The sequence below is a fragment of the Nocardia sp. NPDC046763 genome (assembly GCF_040645495.1).
Classification (GTDB): domain Bacteria; phylum Actinomycetota; class Actinomycetes; order Mycobacteriales; family Mycobacteriaceae; genus Nocardia.
Genome location: NZ_JBEYYI010000012.1, coordinates 134,515 through 152,356, shown reverse-complemented (window position 1 = coordinate 152,356; position 17,842 = coordinate 134,515). Strand labels below are relative to the sequence as shown.

Annotated in this window: 16 protein-coding genes; 7 read left to right on the top strand and 9 right to left on the bottom strand. The window is 67.1% G+C overall.

All coding sequences use genetic code 11. The features are described 5' to 3' along the window. Positions 1-211 precede the first annotated feature (211 nt). Together ABZ909_RS21065 and secA are read right to left on the bottom strand one after the other, a co-directional pair. Positions 212-451, bottom strand: coding sequence for a hypothetical protein (locus tag ABZ909_RS21065; RefSeq protein ID WP_357002099.1), 240 nt, complete (start codon positions 449-451; stop codon positions 212-214). A gap of 182 nt (positions 452-633) precedes the next feature. Next, positions 634-3,468 carry a preprotein translocase subunit SecA gene (gene secA, locus ABZ909_RS21060; RefSeq protein WP_357002096.1) on the bottom strand — a complete coding sequence of 945 codons (2,835 nt, stop codon included), beginning with the start codon at positions 3,466-3,468 and terminating at the stop codon, positions 634-636. A 482-nt stretch (positions 3,469-3,950) separates the two neighbouring features. Here secA and ABZ909_RS21055 point away from each other — a divergent pair, with 482 nt between their 5' ends. From ABZ909_RS21055 to ABZ909_RS21025, 7 genes are all read left to right on the top strand, one after another. After that, positions 3,951-5,372 carry a wax ester/triacylglycerol synthase family O-acyltransferase gene (locus ABZ909_RS21055; RefSeq protein WP_357002094.1) on the top strand — a complete coding sequence of 474 codons (1,422 nt, stop codon included), beginning with the start codon at positions 3,951-3,953 and terminating at the stop codon, positions 5,370-5,372. A gap of 52 nt (positions 5,373-5,424) precedes the next feature. Further along, positions 5,425-5,943, top strand: a complete 519-nt coding sequence (locus tag ABZ909_RS21050; protein ID WP_357002302.1) for a hypothetical protein — start codon at positions 5,425-5,427, stop codon at positions 5,941-5,943. A 267-nt stretch (positions 5,944-6,210) separates the two neighbouring features. Further along, the gene (locus ABZ909_RS21045; RefSeq protein ID WP_357002092.1) at positions 6,211-7,374 is read left to right on the top strand and encodes a ferredoxin reductase; all 1,164 of its coding nucleotides are present in this window, start codon (positions 6,211-6,213) and stop codon (positions 7,372-7,374) included. Between the two features lie 188 nt (positions 7,375-7,562). After that, entirely contained in the window at positions 7,563-9,017 is a 1,455-nt protein-coding gene (locus ABZ909_RS21040; RefSeq protein ID WP_357002090.1) for a fatty acid desaturase, read from the top strand. A 95-nt stretch (positions 9,018-9,112) separates the two neighbouring features. Then, positions 9,113-10,363, top strand: a complete 1,251-nt coding sequence (locus ABZ909_RS21035; protein WP_357002088.1) for an acyl-CoA desaturase — start codon at positions 9,113-9,115, stop codon at positions 10,361-10,363. A 143-nt stretch (positions 10,364-10,506) separates the two neighbouring features. Continuing rightward, entirely contained in the window at positions 10,507-11,139 is a 633-nt protein-coding gene (gene bluB, locus ABZ909_RS21030) for a 5,6-dimethylbenzimidazole synthase (RefSeq protein ID WP_357002300.1), read from the top strand. A 69-nt stretch (positions 11,140-11,208) separates the two neighbouring features. Next, the gene (locus ABZ909_RS21025) at positions 11,209-11,745 is read left to right on the top strand and encodes a YceI family protein (RefSeq protein ID WP_357002086.1); all 537 of its coding nucleotides are present in this window, start codon (positions 11,209-11,211) and stop codon (positions 11,743-11,745) included. Positions 11,746-11,750: 5 nt separating this feature from the next. On the opposite strand, the gene ABZ909_RS21020 is transcribed toward ABZ909_RS21025, so the two are convergent. The 7 genes from ABZ909_RS21020 to ABZ909_RS20990 all read right to left on the bottom strand — a co-directional run bounded on the left by ABZ909_RS21020 (position 11,751) and on the right by ABZ909_RS20990 (position 17,838). Further along, positions 11,751-12,515 carry a type 1 glutamine amidotransferase domain-containing protein gene (locus ABZ909_RS21020; protein WP_357002084.1) on the bottom strand — a complete coding sequence of 255 codons (765 nt, stop codon included), beginning with the start codon at positions 12,513-12,515 and terminating at the stop codon, positions 11,751-11,753. Positions 12,516-12,578: 63 nt separating this feature from the next. Then, entirely contained in the window at positions 12,579-12,896 is a 318-nt protein-coding gene (locus ABZ909_RS21015) for a YciI family protein (RefSeq protein WP_357002082.1), read from the bottom strand. 65 nt (positions 12,897-12,961) lie between these two features. Continuing rightward, complete coding sequence (locus ABZ909_RS21010; protein ID WP_357002079.1) at positions 12,962-13,666, bottom strand: hypothetical protein; 705 nt, start codon at positions 13,664-13,666, stop codon at positions 12,962-12,964. Between the two features lie 242 nt (positions 13,667-13,908). Then, positions 13,909-14,340 (bottom strand): hypothetical protein, encoded by a 432-nt coding sequence (locus ABZ909_RS21005; protein WP_357002077.1) that lies wholly within the window; start codon positions 14,338-14,340, stop codon positions 13,909-13,911. Between the two features lie 379 nt (positions 14,341-14,719). Then, positions 14,720-16,012, bottom strand: a complete 1,293-nt coding sequence (locus tag ABZ909_RS21000) for an acetyl-CoA C-acyltransferase (protein WP_357002074.1) — start codon at positions 16,010-16,012, stop codon at positions 14,720-14,722. A 281-nt stretch (positions 16,013-16,293) separates the two neighbouring features. After that, positions 16,294-16,965, bottom strand: a complete 672-nt coding sequence (gene raiA, locus ABZ909_RS20995) for a ribosome-associated translation inhibitor RaiA (RefSeq protein WP_357002298.1) — start codon at positions 16,963-16,965, stop codon at positions 16,294-16,296. Positions 16,966-17,193: 228 nt separating this feature from the next. Beyond that, positions 17,194-17,838, bottom strand: a complete 645-nt coding sequence (locus ABZ909_RS20990) for a ComF family protein (RefSeq protein WP_357002072.1) — start codon at positions 17,836-17,838, stop codon at positions 17,194-17,196. Between the last annotated feature and the right edge of the window lie 4 nt (positions 17,839-17,842).

The window sequence follows — 17,842 nt, the reverse complement described above, 5'->3', positions numbered from 1 at the left end:
CCACGCCCAGAGACCGAATACCCCCTGCCGGGCCGCCGAAACACCTGAGCGGCAGGGAATTTCACCGGATGCCAACCGAGCGGCCCTGCGGTCGCCCGAATCGGACGTCCTCATCAGGAATCAGCCGTGCGGTTCGTTCCCGAAAATGACAGTGCCCCCGGCGTTTTCGCCGAGGGCACGGTTTCCGCTGGAGCCGGGGTCCGGCGTTAGGTCAACGGAAGATGGTCATGTACCACAGGCCGTCGGCGCCCTGATCGCACCGCCACTGCCAGCCGTCCTCACCGCGCAGCTGCACGCCGCCCGCGTGGAACTGGCCGCCATTGCCGTCGGCGGCGCAGGCGTCGACGGTGGCGTAGTTGCCGTCGACCGTCAGGGTCTCCGCGTGCGCGGTCGCGGCGCCCAGCCCGGCGATGCCCAGGGCCATGGCGGTGAGGGCAAAAGTCTTGCGCATGATCGTGATTCCTTCCTGCTCGGCCGCCCCGCGGCGACCGGACTGGAACCCATTTCAGCGAACCGATCGTGACTGTTTCATGACCACGCGAAAACCGCTGGTCCAGACCGGAAAACACGACACCCCGGGTGTGAACACCCGGGGCGCAGTGCGTTTCGATTCGCTCGGCGGCGGCGCTTCGCTCAGTGGCGGCGCTTGGAGCGCGGCGCGCGGTCGACCTTGCCCTGGGCACGGGCCGCCTCCCGGCGCTCGCGGCGAGTGCCGCCCTGACCGTCCTCGAGGCCGTACTCGTCGCGGTCACTGCGGATGTTGGCGTGACCGCCCTCGTCCGGACCGGAGTAGGACAGGCCGCGGGGACCGGACTCGTCGATGCCCTTGGCGCGCAGGGCCGCCGGAGCGCCATTGCCGCCGGCGGCCGCGTCCTCCTCGGTGGGGAGCGGGCGGTTACCGACCGGCGACTGCAGACCCGCGGCCACGTTCACGCCGACCGGCTGCGGCTGCTGCACCTCGACCTGGAGGTTGAACAGGAAGCCGACCGACTCCTCCTTGAGGCCCTCGAGCATGGCCGCGAACATGTCGAAGCCCTCGCGCTGGTACTCGACCAGCGGGTCGCGCTGCGCCATGGCGCGCAGGCCGATGCCCTCCTTGAGGTAGTCCATCTCGTAGAGGTGCTCACGCCACTTGCGGTCCAGGACGCTCAGCAGGATCTGGCGCTCCAGATTGCGCATGCTGCCCTCGCCCGCGAGGCCGTCGATCTCCGACTCGCGGTTGTCGTAGGCGCCGTGCGCATCCTCGAGCACCGCGTCCAGCAGCTCCTCGCGGGACAGCTCGCCCACCTCGCCGCCGTCGCTCTCGCCGGTGAGGTCCTTGTAGTCGATGCCGATGGGGTACAGCGTCTTCAGCGCGCCCCACAGCTTCTCCAGATCCCAGTCCTCGACATAACCCTCGACGGTGGCGCCATTGACGTAGGCGGTGATCACGTCGGTGATCATCTCCTGGACCTGGCCCTCCATGTCCTCGCCCTCGAGGATGCGGGCACGCTCGGCGTAGATCACCATGCGCTGCTGGTTCATGACCTCGTCGTACTTGAGGACGTTCTTGCGGATCTCGAAGTTCTGCTGCTCGACCTGGGTCTGCGCGGACTTGATGGCGCGCGAGACCATCTTGGCCTCGATCGGCACATCGTCGGGCAGGTTCAGCCGGGTCATGATCGACTCGAGCGCCGCGCCGTTGAAGCGCCGCATCAGCTCGTCACCCAGCGACAGGTAGAAGCGGGACTCGCCCGGGTCGCCCTGACGGCCGGAACGACCGCGCAGCTGGTTGTCGATGCGCCGCGACTCGTGCCGCTCGGTGCCCAGCACGTAGAGGCCACCAGCGTCGCGGACCGCCTCGGCGTCCTCGTCCACCTGCTCCTTGACCCGCTCCAGGGTCGGGTGCCACTGGGCCTCGTACTCGTCCGGGGTCTCCACCGGGTCCAGGCCCTGCCGGCGCAGCAGGATGTCGGCGATGATGTCCGGGTTGCCGCCCAGCACGATGTCGGTACCACGACCGGCCATATTGGTGGCGACGGTGACCGCGCCCGGGCGGCCCGCCTCCGCGACGATCTGCGCTTCCTGCTCGTGGAACTTGGCGTTCAGCACGTTGTGCGGGATACCGCGCTTGGTCAGCAGCTTGGACAGGTACTCCGAGCGCTCGACCGAGGTGGTGCCGACCAGGACCGGCTGACGCAGCTCGTGCTTCTCCTGGATGTCGTCGGCGACCGCGGCGAACTTGGCCTCTTCGGTCTTGTAGATCAGGTCGGACTGATCCTGGCGGACCATCGGCTTGTTGGTGGGGATCGGCACCACACCCAGGCCATAGGTCTGGTGCAGCTCGGCCGCCTCGGTCTCGGCGGTACCGGTCATGCCCGAGAGCTTGTCGTAGAGACGGAAGTAGTTCTGCAGCGTGATGGTGGCCAGCGTCTGGTTCTCCGGCTGGATCTCCACGCCTTCCTTGGCCTCGATGGCCTGGTGCATGCCCTCGTTGTAGCGGCGGCCCACCAGGATTCGGCCGGTGAACTCGTCGACGATGATGACCTCGCCGCTGCGGACGATGTAGTCCTTGTCCTTGGTGTAGAGCTCCTTCGCCTTGATGGCGTTGTTCAGGTAGCTCACCAGCGGCGAGTTCGCCGCCTCGTACAGATTGTCGATGCCCAGCTGGTCCTCGACGAATTCGACGCCCGCCTCGTGCACGCCGATGGTGCGCTTCTTGATGTCGACCTCGTAGTGCAGGTCCTTCTTCAGCAACGGCGCGATGCGCGCGAACTCCGCGTACCACTTCGAGGAGGCATCGGCCGGGCCCGAGATGATGAGCGGGGTGCGGGCCTCGTCGATGAGGATGGAGTCGACCTCGTCGACGATGGCGAAGTTGTGCCCGCGCTGGACCAGATCGTCCAGCGAGTGGGTCATGTTGTCGCGCAGGTAGTCGAAGCCGAACTCGTTGTTGGTGCCGTAGGTGATGTCCGCGGTGTACGCCTCGCGGCGCTCGGCCGGGCTCATGCCGCCCAGGATCACGCCGACCTCGAGACCGAGGAAGCGATGCACGCGGCCCATCCACTCGGCGTCACGCTTGGCCAGGTAGTCGTTGACGGTGACGACGTGCACGCCCTCACCCGAGATGGCGTTGAGGTAGGCGGGCAGCACACAGGTCAGGGTCTTGCCCTCACCGGTCTTCATCTCCGCCACATTGCCGATGTGCAGGGCGCCGCCACCCATGATCTGCACCTTGTAGTGCTTCTGGTTCAGCACTCGCCAGGACGCTTCCCGCGCGGTCGCGAAAGCCTCCAGCAGCAGCTCGTCGAGGCTCTCGCCGTCGGCGTAGCGCTGCTGGAACTCCGCGGTCTTGGCCTGCAGCTCGGCATCGGTGAGGGCCGTGTACTCCTCGTCGAGGGCGATGACCTCGTCCGCCAGGCTTGCCAGCCGCTTGACCGTGCGACCTTCACCAATCCGTAGCAACCTTGAAAAACTCAGCGCAGGCACGGGTCTTGTAGTCCTCTGGTCGGTGTTGTCGGTAGCCCCCACCATGGCGGGAAGCCTGCGCGCGGGCGCGCAATCACTAGCCATGGTAATCCGGAGCCCATCGTAGGTGCTGAACTGCGCGGGCGAGGGTGTGCGTGCTGAGGGAAGCTGTGAAACCGAGCGGCCCGCACGGTTGCCCGGGAGCCGATCGGGAGGGCCAGCGACCGTTCAGCGAATGATCTTGCGTCCGAGGCCCATTCGTTACCCCTGACGTAGGATGTAGGGGGTCCGGCGTGCGGAGGCCTGCGCCCGCGCACCCGGAGCAGGGGACACCGATGACGGTGTGTGATCTCGGGCAGTGCCGCCCATCCATTCCCCCAGGTGATCGGATTGCGATAGCTTGCCTTCGAAGAATGCCACGGCAGCATTTGATGGAAGAACCGCCGGCGCCTAGGCAGGGGGACACTGCGGGCGCAGGCAGGGACTAGGGAGTAGCGGGCAGCGTGATCACCAGACTGACGCCCCAGGACGCGTCGTTCTACCGGCTGGAATCCAGCAGCAACCCCATGCACATCGGTTCCCTGGCCATCCTGCGCAATCCCGCGCCGGCCGGAAACTCGGGGCACGGGCCGCTCGATTACGAGCGGCTGGCAACTCTCGTCGAGTCGCGGCTGCCGCTGGTGCCGCTGTACCGCCGCAAGGTGCGGGAGATCCCGTTCACGCTGGGCCGCCCGGTGTGGGTGGACGACAGCCACTTCGACATCACCTACCACATCCGCCGCTCCGCCCTGCCCGAACCGGGCACCGACGAGCAGCTGCTGGATCTGGTGGCGCGGCTGGCGTCACGCCCGCTCGACCCCTCCCGACCGCTGTGGGAGATGTACCTGGTCGAGGGCCTCTCCGAGAGCCGCTGCGCCATCTTCACCAAAACCCATTCGGCCCTGGTCGACGGGGACAGTGCGCTCGAGATCGGGCATGTGATCCTGGACACCTCGATCGCGCCCCGCGAGGTCGCCAACGACGCCTGGATCGCCCATCGCGAGCCCGCCGACATCGAACTGCTGCTCGGCGCGGTGCTGCATCTGGCCACCCAGCCGCGCGAGGGCCTGGAGGTGGCCCGCCACCACGTCGCCGAGGCCTTCGCCATGGTCGACGCCACCGGCAAGGCGGTGCGGAAACTGGTGTCCATGGTCCGGGCCGCGGCCATCGGCGCACCCGACAGTCCCCTGAACACCCGCACCTCCCGAAATCGCCGGTTCGAGGTGGTGCGCACCGATCTGGAGGACTACCGCAAGATCCGCAAGCGGTTCGACTGCTCCATCAACGACGTGATCCTCGCCGTGGTGACGGGCGCGCTGCGCAACTGGCTGCTCTCGCGCGGGCAGGTGCTCACCGAGGCCGACGCGCTGCGGGCGGTCGTGCCCATGTCGGTCTACTCCGACGGACCCAACGGTGAGCTCAAACCCGCGGGCGAGGTCACCTCACTGCTGGTGGATCTGCCGGTCGGCGAACCGAATCCGGTGATCCGCATGGAGCACATCAAGCACGCGACCGAGGCCCATTCCCGGCATCAACTCGGGGTCCGCGCCCGCACCCTGATGCACATGGCCGGATTCGCACCGGCGAGCCTGCATGCCATGAGCGTGCGGTCGGCGAGTACTTTTGCAGAGCACACGTTCAATCTGGTGATCACCAACGCGCCGGGTCCGCAGCAGCCCATGTACATCGGCGGCGCGCGGATGCTGGAGATGTACCCGGTGTCGCCACTGCTGCGCTTTCAGGCTCTGAGCATCGGGCTCACGTCCTACGACGGACGGGTGTTCTACGGACTCACCGCCGATCGCGACGCCATGGCGGACATCGCGGTGCTGACCGCTTCGGTGCACGAGTCGATGGAGGAGATGCTCGGTGCCTGCGTCCAGTGAGTCGTCCCGCGTCTCGAAGAAACTACGGGTCTACGTCCCGGCCACGGTGCCGATGCTGCGGGAACTGGTCGCCGACCGCGAGATTCGCGCGCTCAACGACACCGCCTTCGCGGTGACGCCGGCACTGCGCGAGGCCTACGCCTCCGGCGACGACGAGGAGCTGGCCGAGGTCGCCATGGCCGAGGCCGCGCGCGCCTCGCTGCGACTGCTCGCCGAGGAACAGGCCGTCGCCGACCTGGGTGGCGAGGACGCGGGCGACGAGTCCGGCAAGACCCCGGCCGGACCGGTCTTCCGCCGCGCGGTCATCGCGGCGGACGTGGACGGCGCGACCCTGCGCCCCGATCTCGACGATGCCGTGGTCCGCCTCTCGGGCCCGATCATCTACGACCGCATCGCGTCCATCCACGTGGACCTGGCCGAGGCCGAGTCCGAGGTCGCCAAGGCCGTCGATGTCATCGACGCCGCCGACATGGGCGACGCCGACGCCGAATTCGTGCTCGGCGACGCCGAGGACCACCAGCTCGCCTGGTATGCCGCTCAGGAACTCCCGTTCCTCCTCGACCTCCTGTAACACACAGGTTCGCGGCCGTCTCGATTCTGGACTGCGCTCCGCCTCCCCGCGCTTGGAGCGGGGGAGCGAAGCGGAGGAGCGGCGGGAGGGAAGAATCGAGACCTCGGGGCCGCGAACCCGCCCCGGAGCGAAGCGAAGGGGCAATCCAACACAGCCCCCGTAACCTACGATGCCGTAACCTGGCTGTGATGGTTGCTCATCACATGGGCGACAGGCTTACGACGCCGCGCTGACCAGCGCGCACGACGACAGGAAGCGTTCCGGGATATGGCATCGAAGAGTGGTGGGTTCTCCGTGCGAGGGCTGCGGGACTGGCTGGAAGCCCCCGTGGCCGAAGGCGGCACCGGCGGACGGACTCCCCTCGACGCGCTGCGCGGCGCCGCGGCACGCATCACCACTCCCCTGCTGCCCGACGACTACCTGCACCTGGTGAACCCGCTGTGGTCGGCGCGCGAGCTGCGCGGCCGCATCGTGGAGGTGCGCAAGGAGACCGCAGATTCGGCCACCCTGGTGATCAAGCCGGGCTGGGGGTTCGACTTCAAATTCGAGCCGGGCCAGTACATCGGCATCGGCGTACTGGTGGACGGCCGCTGGCACTGGCGCTCGTATTCGCTGACCTGCCCGCCGGATTGGACCGGCGACAGCGCGCACAAGGGCAAGCGGCTCATCTCCATCGCGGTGAAGGCGATGCCGGAGGGCTTCCTGTCCAGCCACATCGTCTCCGGCGTGCCGACCGGGACCATCGTGCGGCTGGCCGCGCCGCAGGGCGGGTTCGTGCTGCCGGATCCGGCGCCTTCCAAGGTGCTGTTCCTGACCGCGGGCTCGGGCATCACGCCCGTCATGGCCATGCTGCGCACCATGGATCGCCGCAATGCGGTCCCGGATGTCATGCACATCCACTCCGCCCGCACCCCCGACGACGTGATGTTCGGCGACGAACTGCGCGACATGGACGACCGGCACCCGGGTTTCACCGCGAACCTGCACCTCACCGGCGAGCAGGGCAAGTTCGCGCTCGCCGATCTGGACGAGGTGGTGCCGGACTGGCGCGAGCGCGAGGTCTGGGCCTGCGGCCCGCTGCCCATGCTGGACGAGATCGAGAACCATTGGGCCGCCGCCGTTCTGGAGTCCAAGCTGCACGTGGAACGCTTCGAGATCGAGCGCAACGCCACCGCTGAGGGCGGCACCGTCACCTTTGCCAAGGCCGGCCGCTCCGCCGAGGTGGACGGCGCGACCACGCTGCTGCAGGCCGGTGAGGGCGCGGGCGTGCAGATGCCCTTCGGCTGCCGCATGGGCATCTGCCAGACCTGCGTGGTCACGGTCACCGAGGGCCATGTGCGCGATCTGCGCAACGGCAAGGAGCACCGCGCCGGGGATAAGATCCAGACCTGTATCTCGGCCGCGGCGGGTGACTGCACCCTCGAGGTTTGACACCCACTGACCGACACCCGAACGCGCAGACACCGCTACTCTCGTTATCAGCCCCCTCCTGGTTCGCGGCCCGTCTCGTTCTGGACTGAGCGGAGCGGGGGAGCGGAGGGAGGGAAGAACGAGACCTCCCAGGCCGCGAACCCGCCCGTAGCGAAGCGGAGGGCAAATCAGACACGGAAGGATTGCCGGTGGCCATCACCGACATCAAGGCGTTCGCCCATCTGACGGCGGCCGATATAGAGACCCTGGGTCAGGAGCTCGACACCGTTCGGCGCGATATCGAGCACTCGCTCGGTGAACGCGACGCCCGCTATATCCGGCGCACCATTGCGGCGCAACGGATTCTGGAGGCCGCCGGCCGCGCCACGCTCTTCGCGTCGAAGAAGCGCTGGGCGTGGCTGACCGGCACCGCGCTGCTGTCGGTCGCCAAGATCATCGAGAACATGGAGCTCGGGCACAACATCAGCCACGGGCAATGGGATTGGATGAACGACCCGGAGATCCACTCCACCACCTGGGAGTGGGATATGACGGGCACCTCGGCGCAGTGGAAAGCCGCGCACAACTATTCGCACCACATGTACACCAACATCCTCGACATGGATGACGATCTGGGCTTCGGCATCCTGCGCATGACGCGCGACGAGGAATGGAAGCCGATCAACCTGGCGCAGCCGGTCGCGAATCTGTTTCTGGCCGCGCTGTTCGAGTGGGGCATCGCGTTGCACGATCTGGCGGCCACCAAGGAGCAGATGGGTGTGCCCCCGACCCAGCTCTTCCCCCTGCGCCACTTCATCAACGAACCGAACACGGCGTTCTGGCGCAAGGCCGGTAAACAGGTCGCCAAGGACTTCGTGATCTATCCGGCGCTCACCGGTCGCGCCTGGAAGTCGACGCTGAAGGCGAATGCCACCGCGAACCTGATTCGCAATCTGTGGGCGTACGCGGTCATCTTCTGCGGCCATTTCCCGGACGGCGCCGAGAAGTTCACCGAGGAACAGTTCAAGAACGAGACGCAGGGCGAGTGGTACCTGCGCCAGATGCTGGGCAGCGCCAATTTCGATGCCGGCCCGGTGATGGCGTTCATGAGCGGCAATCTCAGCTACCAGATCGAGCACCACCTGTTCCCGGACATTCCGAGCAATCGGTATCCCGAGGTCTCGGCGAAGGTGCAGGAGCTGTGTGACAAGTACGACCTGCCGTACACCACCGGCTCGCTGGGCAAGCAGTACCTGTTGGCATTCCGCACGATTCACAAGCTGGCGCTGCCGGACCAGTGGCTCAAGCGGACCTCCGACGACGCGCCGGAGACCTCCTCGGAGCGCAAGTTCGCGGGGATCTCGCTGCCGTCCATGCCGACGTGGAACGGCAGTGAATGGCTGGCCGGGCACAGCGCGAGCGAGTGGCTGGCCGAGCACCAGCCGCGCTGGGGTCTGGACCCCGAGACCGGCGAGCGGCGCGGGCTGCAGTCCGCCATGCAGGAGGCCAAGGTGGCGCTCAAAGAGAAGGCCGCGCACGAGAAGCAGGTGTTGCGCGAGGCCAAGGCCGCACTGCAGGAAAAGGCCCGGACAGAAAAGGCCGCGCTGGCCGATAAAGCCCAACGCGGTGGCTGGTTCTCGCGTAAACTCCGGCGCAATCGCTAGCAGAGTAGAGTCACGAAAACAATGCGGTATTCGACACGTTAGAGATTCGATCTTCGCCAACCTACGGGACCGTAACCTACGGTACTGTAACCGGCATGGCGATCTCGGATGTCAAGGAATACGCGCACCTCACCCCGGAGGACGTCGAAGCGATCGGGGCGGAGCTAGACGCCATCCGCCGTGAGGTCGAATCGTCCCTGGGCGATAAGGATGCCCGTTACATCCGCAATGTGATCCGTCTCCAGCGCGGCCTCGAGATCAGTGGCCGCGCAGTGCTTTTCGCGAGTCTCTTCCCGCCTGCGTGGCTGGCCGGCGTGGCCCTGCTGGGTACCGCCAAGATCATCGAGAACATGGAGATCGGCCACAATGTGATGCACGGGCAGTGGGACTGGATGAACGATCCGGAAATCCACTCCACCAAATGGGAATGGGACAACGCGGGCCCGTCCGAACACTGGAAGATCACCCACAACTTCCTGCACCACAAGTACACCAATGTGCTGGGCATGGATGACGACATCGGCTACGGCCTGCTGCGCGTCACCCGCGATCAGCGCTGGTCGCCGTTCTATCTCGGACAGCCGGTCTACAACCTGCTGCTGCAGATGTTCTTCGAATACGGTGTCGCCATCCAGCATTTGGAGCTCGGCAAGGTCGCCAAGAAGAAGTGGGCCCCGGGTTCGCCCGAGCGCATCCAGTTCGAGGAGGACCGCAAGACCGTTCTCAAGAAGATCGGCAAGCAGGCCGCCAAGGACTACCTGGTCTTCCCGCTGCTCACCGGCCCGGCCTTCCTGGGCACGCTGACCGCCAATCTGGCCGCGAACATCGTCCGCAATGTGTGGACCAATGCGGTCATCTTCTGCGGCCACTTCCCCGACGGCGCCGAGAAGTTCACCAGGTTCGACTGCGACAACGAGACGCAGGGCGAGTGGTACCTGCGCCAGATGCTGGGTTCGGCCAATATCTCCGGTGGCCCGCTCATGCACTTCATGACCGGCAACCTCTCGCACCAGATCGAGCACCACCTGTACCCGGACATTCCGTCCAACCACCTGTCGACCATCGCGGTGCGGGTGCGGGCGCTGTGCGAGAAGTACGACCTGCCCTACACCACCGGCTCGCTGCCGGTGCAGTACGCCAAGTCGTGGCGCACCATCATGAAGCTGTCGCTGCCCAACAAGTACCTGCGCCGCTCCACCGACGACGCTCCGGAAACCAAGTCGGAGAAGATCTTCGGCGGCGAGTCCAGCATCGACCCGATGACCGGACGCCGCCGCGGCCTGCGCACCGCGCTGCGGGAGGGCCGCCGTAAGCTGTCCCGGCGCGAACTGGCCCTGGTCGGCTGAGCCACCCGGCATCCCGAGACGCCCCCCGCCGAATTTCCGGCGAGGGGCGTTTTCGAGGGAATGGGCCGATGACCCCGGCCGACCTCCGGCCTGGTTCACTGGACGCCGTGTGTTCCGAAGGTCCTGTCAGTGCCACCGAATGTCTGAGCGTCTACGACGCCATCAAACTGCGTCGTGATGTCCGCGCCGAATTCACCGGCGAGGTGGTCGACGACACCACGCTGCTCCGGATTCTCGAGGCGGCCCATCGGGCGCCCAGCGTCGGCAATTCGATGCCGTGGGATTTCGTGGTGCTGCGAGATCCGGCCACGCTGACCAAGTTCGCCGACCATGTGGCCGAGAAGCGGCAGCAATTCCACGACTCGCTGCCCTCCGATCGTGCCGAGACCTTCAATCCGATCAAGATCGAAGGGATTGTGGAGAGCGGCACCGGCATCGTGGTGACCCACAATCAGGCGCGCGGCGGCACCCACGTGCTGGGTCGCGCGACCGTGCCGGAGACCGGCATCTACTCCACCATCCTGGCCATCCAGAACCTGTGGCTGGCCGCGACCGCCGAGGGCGTGGGCGTGGGCTGGGTGAGCTTCTACGACGAGCCGTTCCTCACCGATCTGCTCTCGCTGCCGCCGGGCGTGAAACCGGTCGCCTGGCTGTGTGTCGGACCGGTCCACGAGTTCCAGCAGGTCCCGGACCTCGAGCGCTTCGGCTGGCGCCAGCGGCGGCCCCTCGAATCGGCCGTGCACTGGGAACAATTCACGCCACGCACAGACGATTAGCCACGGACCGGCGGTCCCTGGACCAAGCCGGTCTGGTTACGTCCCCGCGAACGGACGACAGTCGAGGCCATGACGACTTCGACCGGCATCACCCTCACCCCCGGCCTCTGGACCCTGGACGCCGCGAACTCCACCGTCGGCTTCTCGCTGCGCAGCTTCGGACTGCTGCGCGTGCGCGGTGAATTCCGGCGCTTCGACACCGGATTCATGGTGGACGAGGCCGGAGCGGCGGCCATCGAGGCCACCGTTCACCTGGATTCCTTCGACACCGGCAATGCCAAACGCGACGACCACGTCCGCCACGCCGACTTCCTGGATGTGGAGCGCCGGCCGACCATGACCTTCCGGGCGCCCCGCCCGATCCGGATCGGCGAATCCTTCGACGTGAACGGCGAGGTCACCTTCGGCGAGCTCACGCGGCCGCTGCCACTGACCGTGTCCTGGAACGGACTGCGGCCGCATCCCGTGACCGGCCGCCCGTCCATCGGCTTCACCGCCACCGGCAGGCTGGACCGTGGCGAGTTCGGCGTCGGCCCGTCCTTCGGCGGCATGATCGGCCGCATCCTCACCGTCGACCTCGGCATCCAGTTGAACGCACCGGCCTGATCCGTTCAGATTCCCAGCGATTCGATCACCATCTGAGCGACCTTCGCTCCGGAGTACTGCTGTTGGCCGGTGATGAGGTTGCCGTCGCGGACGGCGAAGGCGCGGAACAGGCCGCCGGTGACGAAGTTGGCGCCCAGCGCGGTGGCCTCGTCCTGGATTCGGAACGGCATCACGGTACGACCCAGGGCTTGATCCGAGAAGTCCTCCTCGACATTGGCGAAGCCGGTCATGGTCTTGCCCGCGATGAGCGGCGTGCCGTCGTCGGCAACAACGTCCAGCAGCGCGCAGGTACCGTGACACAGCACCGCGGTGGGCTTCTCGGCGGCGTGGAATGCCCCGATCGTGGTGGCCAGATCCTTGCGGCCCCGGAAAGTGAACATCGGCGACTGACCGCCACAGACCACGATGGCGTCGAAGTCGTCGTGGTTCAGATCAGCCAATACAGCCGTATTGTCCAGCAGAGCAGCCAATTCGGGGGTGTTGATGAAACCCATGGTGATCAGATCGTCTGCCGACCAGTTGCTCTCGTCGCGCGGGTCGGACATGGCGTCCATCTCGACTCGCCCTCCGTCCGGGCTGGCAATGCTGATCTCATAACGGGCTCTGGTGAATTCGTAAAAGGGATGTGTGAGTTCGGCGGCCCAGAAGCCCACCAGAATGTTCAGCGTCGTCGAGGTCGCCGGGTTGGCGACCACCATCAGCACTCGTGGACGCTGGGCGCGGGTGACATCGATGATCTCGTGATGCTCGGTCGGATGCGCGATGGCCATTGTCTGTCCTCGGATGGTAGGGAAAGACCTCGGACTGCGCACGCCATCCTGCTGGCGCGACGATCAGGTGACGGGTTCGCTCTCAGTGCGGGGGTTGAGGTAGCCGAGCTGGATCGGCCGCAGATCGCCGCGCATGAAGCCTCCGCTGGTGACCGGCTCATCGGCGATGATGCGCCGCGCGGCGGCCTCGTCGTCGGCGGTGAAGATCCCGACGCCGGTATTGACTGCGCCCAGGGTAGGCCCGGCCACCAGCAGCACACCGGCGGTGTCCAGGCGCGCCAGCCAGTCCCGGTGCGCCACGAATGCGGATCTTTCGTCGGCGGTCATGGTGGCGATGAAATTGTCGCGGGGCGGATGCATCATGAAGATCCACTCGGCCATTTGCCGAGTATACGTTCGCGGTGGCAGTTTCCAGGTCGTTGCTCGGTGGCTGTGAGTGACCGCCGTCATGTCCGGGCAGACCAGCCCACCGGGGCCGCCCCGGCCCGCCGCCTGCGCCACAGATTCGACAGCCCCACGGCCGATCCTGTCAACAGTGCGAGCGTGTCCAGCGGCAGGCGTAACTGCCAGAGGATATCGGCGAAGTGCTCAGGGTCGACGGCCGCCGCGCCACCCAGCCCCGCGATCACGACCCAGGTCAGAGCCGAAGCAGCGAACCAGAATTGGATGCGGGTGACGGGACGCGCCAGCGCCACCGTGATCAGTGGAGCGACGTTCACCGCGATCAGCAGTACCGACAGCAAGATCCCGTAGACCGTTGCCGGACCGCTCAATTGACCGGTGTACCCGCGCTGCGCACCCGCATGCACGGCGATCGCGTGGACGACGACGAGCGCGAGACCCCCGACGACCGCGATCACCAGCGCCGCCCGGTTGAGCCACTCGTTGTCCCACACCCGCGCGACGTGCGCGCACAGCAAGCAGACCGCCACCAGCAGCACCACATCCGAGACGAGGCCCGCCAGACCACGGGTGACGAAGAAGGAATCGACGCCGTCATGCCACTGCGGTTCGATGAAGATCGCGCCGATCGCCAGCAGCGACAGCGCCACGGTGATGGGGCGAGTCCGCGGCGCGTCGCACCACAGGGCGAGCCGGGCCAGCGCCACGGCGGCCGTGATCGCGATGGCGATTGCGAAGACGCTCTCCATCCGCTCCTCCAGCGGCCGCGCGCGATTCGTCCAGCAATCCACGCCCGAGCCGTTCGCATCGTTGTTGTCTTGGATTGGTCTTCGTATCGCCGCTCGGCACGGGGTCCGGCCCCCGGCCGCGATCGAACCTTCGATCGGATTCACACCATAGGTGCGGCTGCCGGCGATGACCCGTTTCCGCGACCGGTGAGTCGCTGCTCAGCTGACGGGATACCCGCACCCGCCCGCGGTCCGTCTCTGTGTCAGCGCAGCGCCTCGGCCGGGCGATGACCGATGATCGCGACGTCGTCGAGGGTCACCACCGGATCCCCGGAGTCGCGCTCACCCGTGACCGTGATGGTCCCGGTGAACACGTCGCCCTGCGCGACAGTGCGGGTCGCCGGTTCGGCAAGCTCCACCCGGGCGCCGTCGATGGTGTAGTAGTCGGTCGGCCCGCCGCTCACGAACGCCAGAGTCCACACCGCCGCATCGGAATACACCAGCCCGTACACGGGATACCGCTCCCCCGCGTGCTGTTCGGCATTGCGCAGCCGCAGATTCAGGTCGTGGTCCGCCACCGGTTGCCCGCCCTCGGACCCGGTCGCCGGAAGTGGCAGCGCCGCAGCGCTTCCCACGCCACAGCCGCTCGCCGCGACCACGAGTGCCGCGGCGCCGATCATCGTTCTCGCGACCATGACCTACCTCCGCTCGTCTCGGTCACCCGGGAATACCCATTCGAGATCACCTCACCACCAACTATTTCCGCGCAGCACGCAAAAGACCCCGGCCCGCATCCGCGAGCCAGGGTCTCACCTGCATGAAGTCGTGTTCGCGCCGATGCTCACTGCTGCGGCACATTCGGGCAACCGCCGCCTGCACCGATGGCACCGCCCGCACCCGCCGACCAGCACACTGCTCCGGAAATCTCCGCCCACGCGGTTCAAGGTGTCGATGCCGGTCCACCGGTCGCGGAACGCGTCCCCGCTGATGCCGATCGAGCCGGTCCGGACTCCTGGATGGCGGGAATCGACCGGGCGACAGCCGCCGAAAACCGGTGACGCAGAAGCGTGTCGGCTAGACCCGTTCCAGCACCGCCGAGGCGCCGATACCGCCGGCCGCGCAGATGCCGAGCAGGGCGGTGGACTTGCCGGTGAGGGCGAGTTCGTTGGCCATGGTGGTGACCATGCGCGCGCCGGTCGCGCCGAAGGGGTGGCCGAGGGAGACCGAGCCGCCGTGCACATTGAGCTTGGCCGGATCGATCTCGCCCACCGCGGCGTCACGGTCCAGGCGGGTCTTGGCCCATTCGTGGCTGGCCAGCGCCGAGACCACGGACAGGGTCTGGGCGGCGAAAGCCTCGTGGATATCGACGAAATCGATGTCCGCGAGCGACATTCCGGCCCGGTCCAGGGCTCGCGGCATGGAGACGGCCGGGCCGATCAGCACCTGGTCGCGCGGGTCGACGCTGACGAAGCTCCAGGAGCGGAAGGCGGCGAGGGGCTCGAAGCCGAGCGCGCGCGCCTGCTCCTCGCTCATCAGCAGCACCGCCGACGCGCCGTCGGTGAGCGGGCTGGAATTGCCGGCGGTGACGGTGCCGTTCTCGGTGAAAACCGGTGCCAGCTTGGAGAGTTTGGCCAGGCTGGTGTCCGGCCGCACCAGCCCGTCCCGCGACACCGCGGTCCCGTCGGGCGTGTGGACCGGCAGTACCTCGCGGTCGAAGCGGCCGGAGGCGATGGCAGCGGCGGCCCGGTGATGCGAGGTGACGGCGAAGTGGTCCTGTGCGCCGCGCGAAATGCCGTGGATGCGCGCCATCTTCTCGGCCGACTCGCCCATGACCTCACCGGTGGTGCGCTCGGCGATCTGGGGCCGGCGTGGCATCAGGTCGAAGAACGGGGCCAATTGGGTTGCGGCAGTGAGATAGTCCTTGGCCTTGGGCTTGCCCAGCGCCAGCGGCGCGGCGGCGTGCACCAGCTTCTGCGGCAGCTTGATCTCCGCATTGCTGGTGGAGTCGCTGCCGCCGGCGACCATGATGTCGTACTCGCCGCGTTCGATGGCGGCGGCCGCCGACACCACCGCCTGCAGCCCGGACGCGCAGGCGCGTGTCACGGTGTAGCCCTCGCAGCCCGGGTCCAGTTCCAGATCGAGCGCGATCTCCCGCGCGATGTTCGGTGCACCGCTGGGCAGAATCACCCCGCCCCACACGATGGCCTGGACATCCTGCTCGGGCAGCCCGGTCCGCTCCAGCAGCCCGCGCACGGCGGTATCGGCGAGGTCGATGGAGTCCATCCGCGTGAAGTCGGTGAATGCCCGCACGAACGGGGTCCGCGCCCCGGCGACGATGACAGCACGGCGAGCGCCCTTGGTAGCCATGGCCACAGTATTAACTGATACACCGCGTCACAGCAAGTGTCGGATTCGACCACACATCGCCGCAACAGCTGCTTTCGACCGGAACGCGACCACTGATCTCGCTGCGCCAGGGGTAACTCGCCGGGTACGTCCAAGATCCAGACACCCCCAACCCGCCGGCACTGGTGCCCAACGCCAACGGCTCCCCAGCCTCCCGCCGAAGTCGCGGGGAGGCGGTACAGCAGGCGACCGGGGTCCTGTTCGTGACCCCGGTCGAAAGGTGGGTGTTCCTCAGCCGCTGATTACGCGAGCCTGATCAGCCCGTAGTCGAAGGCGTGGCGGCGGTAGACGACCGAGGGTCGGTCGGTCTCCTTGTCCTGGAACAGGAAGAAATCGTGGCCTACCAGCTCCATCTGGTAGAGGGCGTCGTCGACCGTCATGGGGATCGCGGAGTGCTGTTTGGTACGCACCACATGGCCGGGGCCGGCGGCTTCGTCCATCTCGTCGGCCGCGTGATCGTGCGCGATGGATCCATTGGCGGAGAACAGGGATTCGTCGATGAGACCGGCGGTCGCCTCGGACACCGAGATCGGTGTCTTGTCCCCGTGATGCACACGACGGCGGTCCTTGAGCCGGCGCAGTCGGCTCTCCAGCTTCTCGACCGCGAGCTCGAGGGCAGCATAGAAGCTGTCCGCGCACGCTTCGGCCCGGACGACCGGGCCCTTACCGCGGGCGGTGATCTCTATCCGCTGGCAGTTCTTGCGTTGACGACGGTTGCGTTCGTGGGTGAGTTCCACGTCGAAGAGATAGATGGTGGGGTCGAACCGCTCGAGCCGAGAGAGCTTGTCCGCCACGTGAATTCGGAAATGGTCGGGCACTCCGCCCTCACCGAGGGTCCTGCCCTTGACCACGACATCCGCGATGGTGGCCCGAGTGGATGAATCGTCTGAGATGACCTCGTCATCGAGCAGCACCGTGGTGTCTGCGTTCTTCGCTGAGAGTCGTGAAGTAGTCGTCACGCGTACCTCCCGGATCTGGCCGCACAAGCCGCTCGTGCGGCGGGATTGAAACGTGTGCCGATCGATGAACTCGCTCGGCACATATGTCCGAGGCGCCACCTCCAAACTTGCGGTTCGGGTGTCTGATCGCCAACCTAGTGCGCCAGCGACCCGTCCGCCAGTGTTCACGCAAATTTCGGAGAATCAAGCCGCGCAAGTAACCAGCACGGCACGAACCGTCACGCTCGCATCAGCCAGCGCACGCACCGACTCCCGCACCGTGACACCGGTGGTCAACACGTCATCGATCACCACTACCTCGGCATTTGCCGGAAACAGGGCACCCGGCGGGCGGGTGGTGGCTACGATGATCCGCCCGTGCAGATTGTGCTGGCGATCGCGGTGCCCGAGGCCCACCGAGTCGCGCACGCCTGGCCGCATGCGCAACAGACGTACCAGTCGGCAACCTGGTAGCCAACTCGCCGCGACGTTCGCGGCACGCATCACCGGGTCTCCCCCGCGCCGCCGGGCGGCGGACGCGCGACTGGGCGCCGGCACCAGCACCAGCGGGCGGGCGGTGTCCCGCAAATGATCCAGCCCCCTGGCCAATCCGGCGCCGAGCGGCCGCGCCAGGTCCCGGCGGCACTGCTCCTTGACCGCCAGCACAGCCCGCCGCGGCGCGCCCGCGTAGCCGGCCAGCGCCCAGCACGGCACCCCGGGGTCGGCGCGCGGACGGATCCGGATGGGCGGACCCGACAGCGTGGCGGCGCAGTCCGCGCACCACCCCGTCCCGGCCTGCCCGCACCCACCGCAGGCGCGCGGCAGGATCAGATCCAGCAGTTCCCCCATGCCT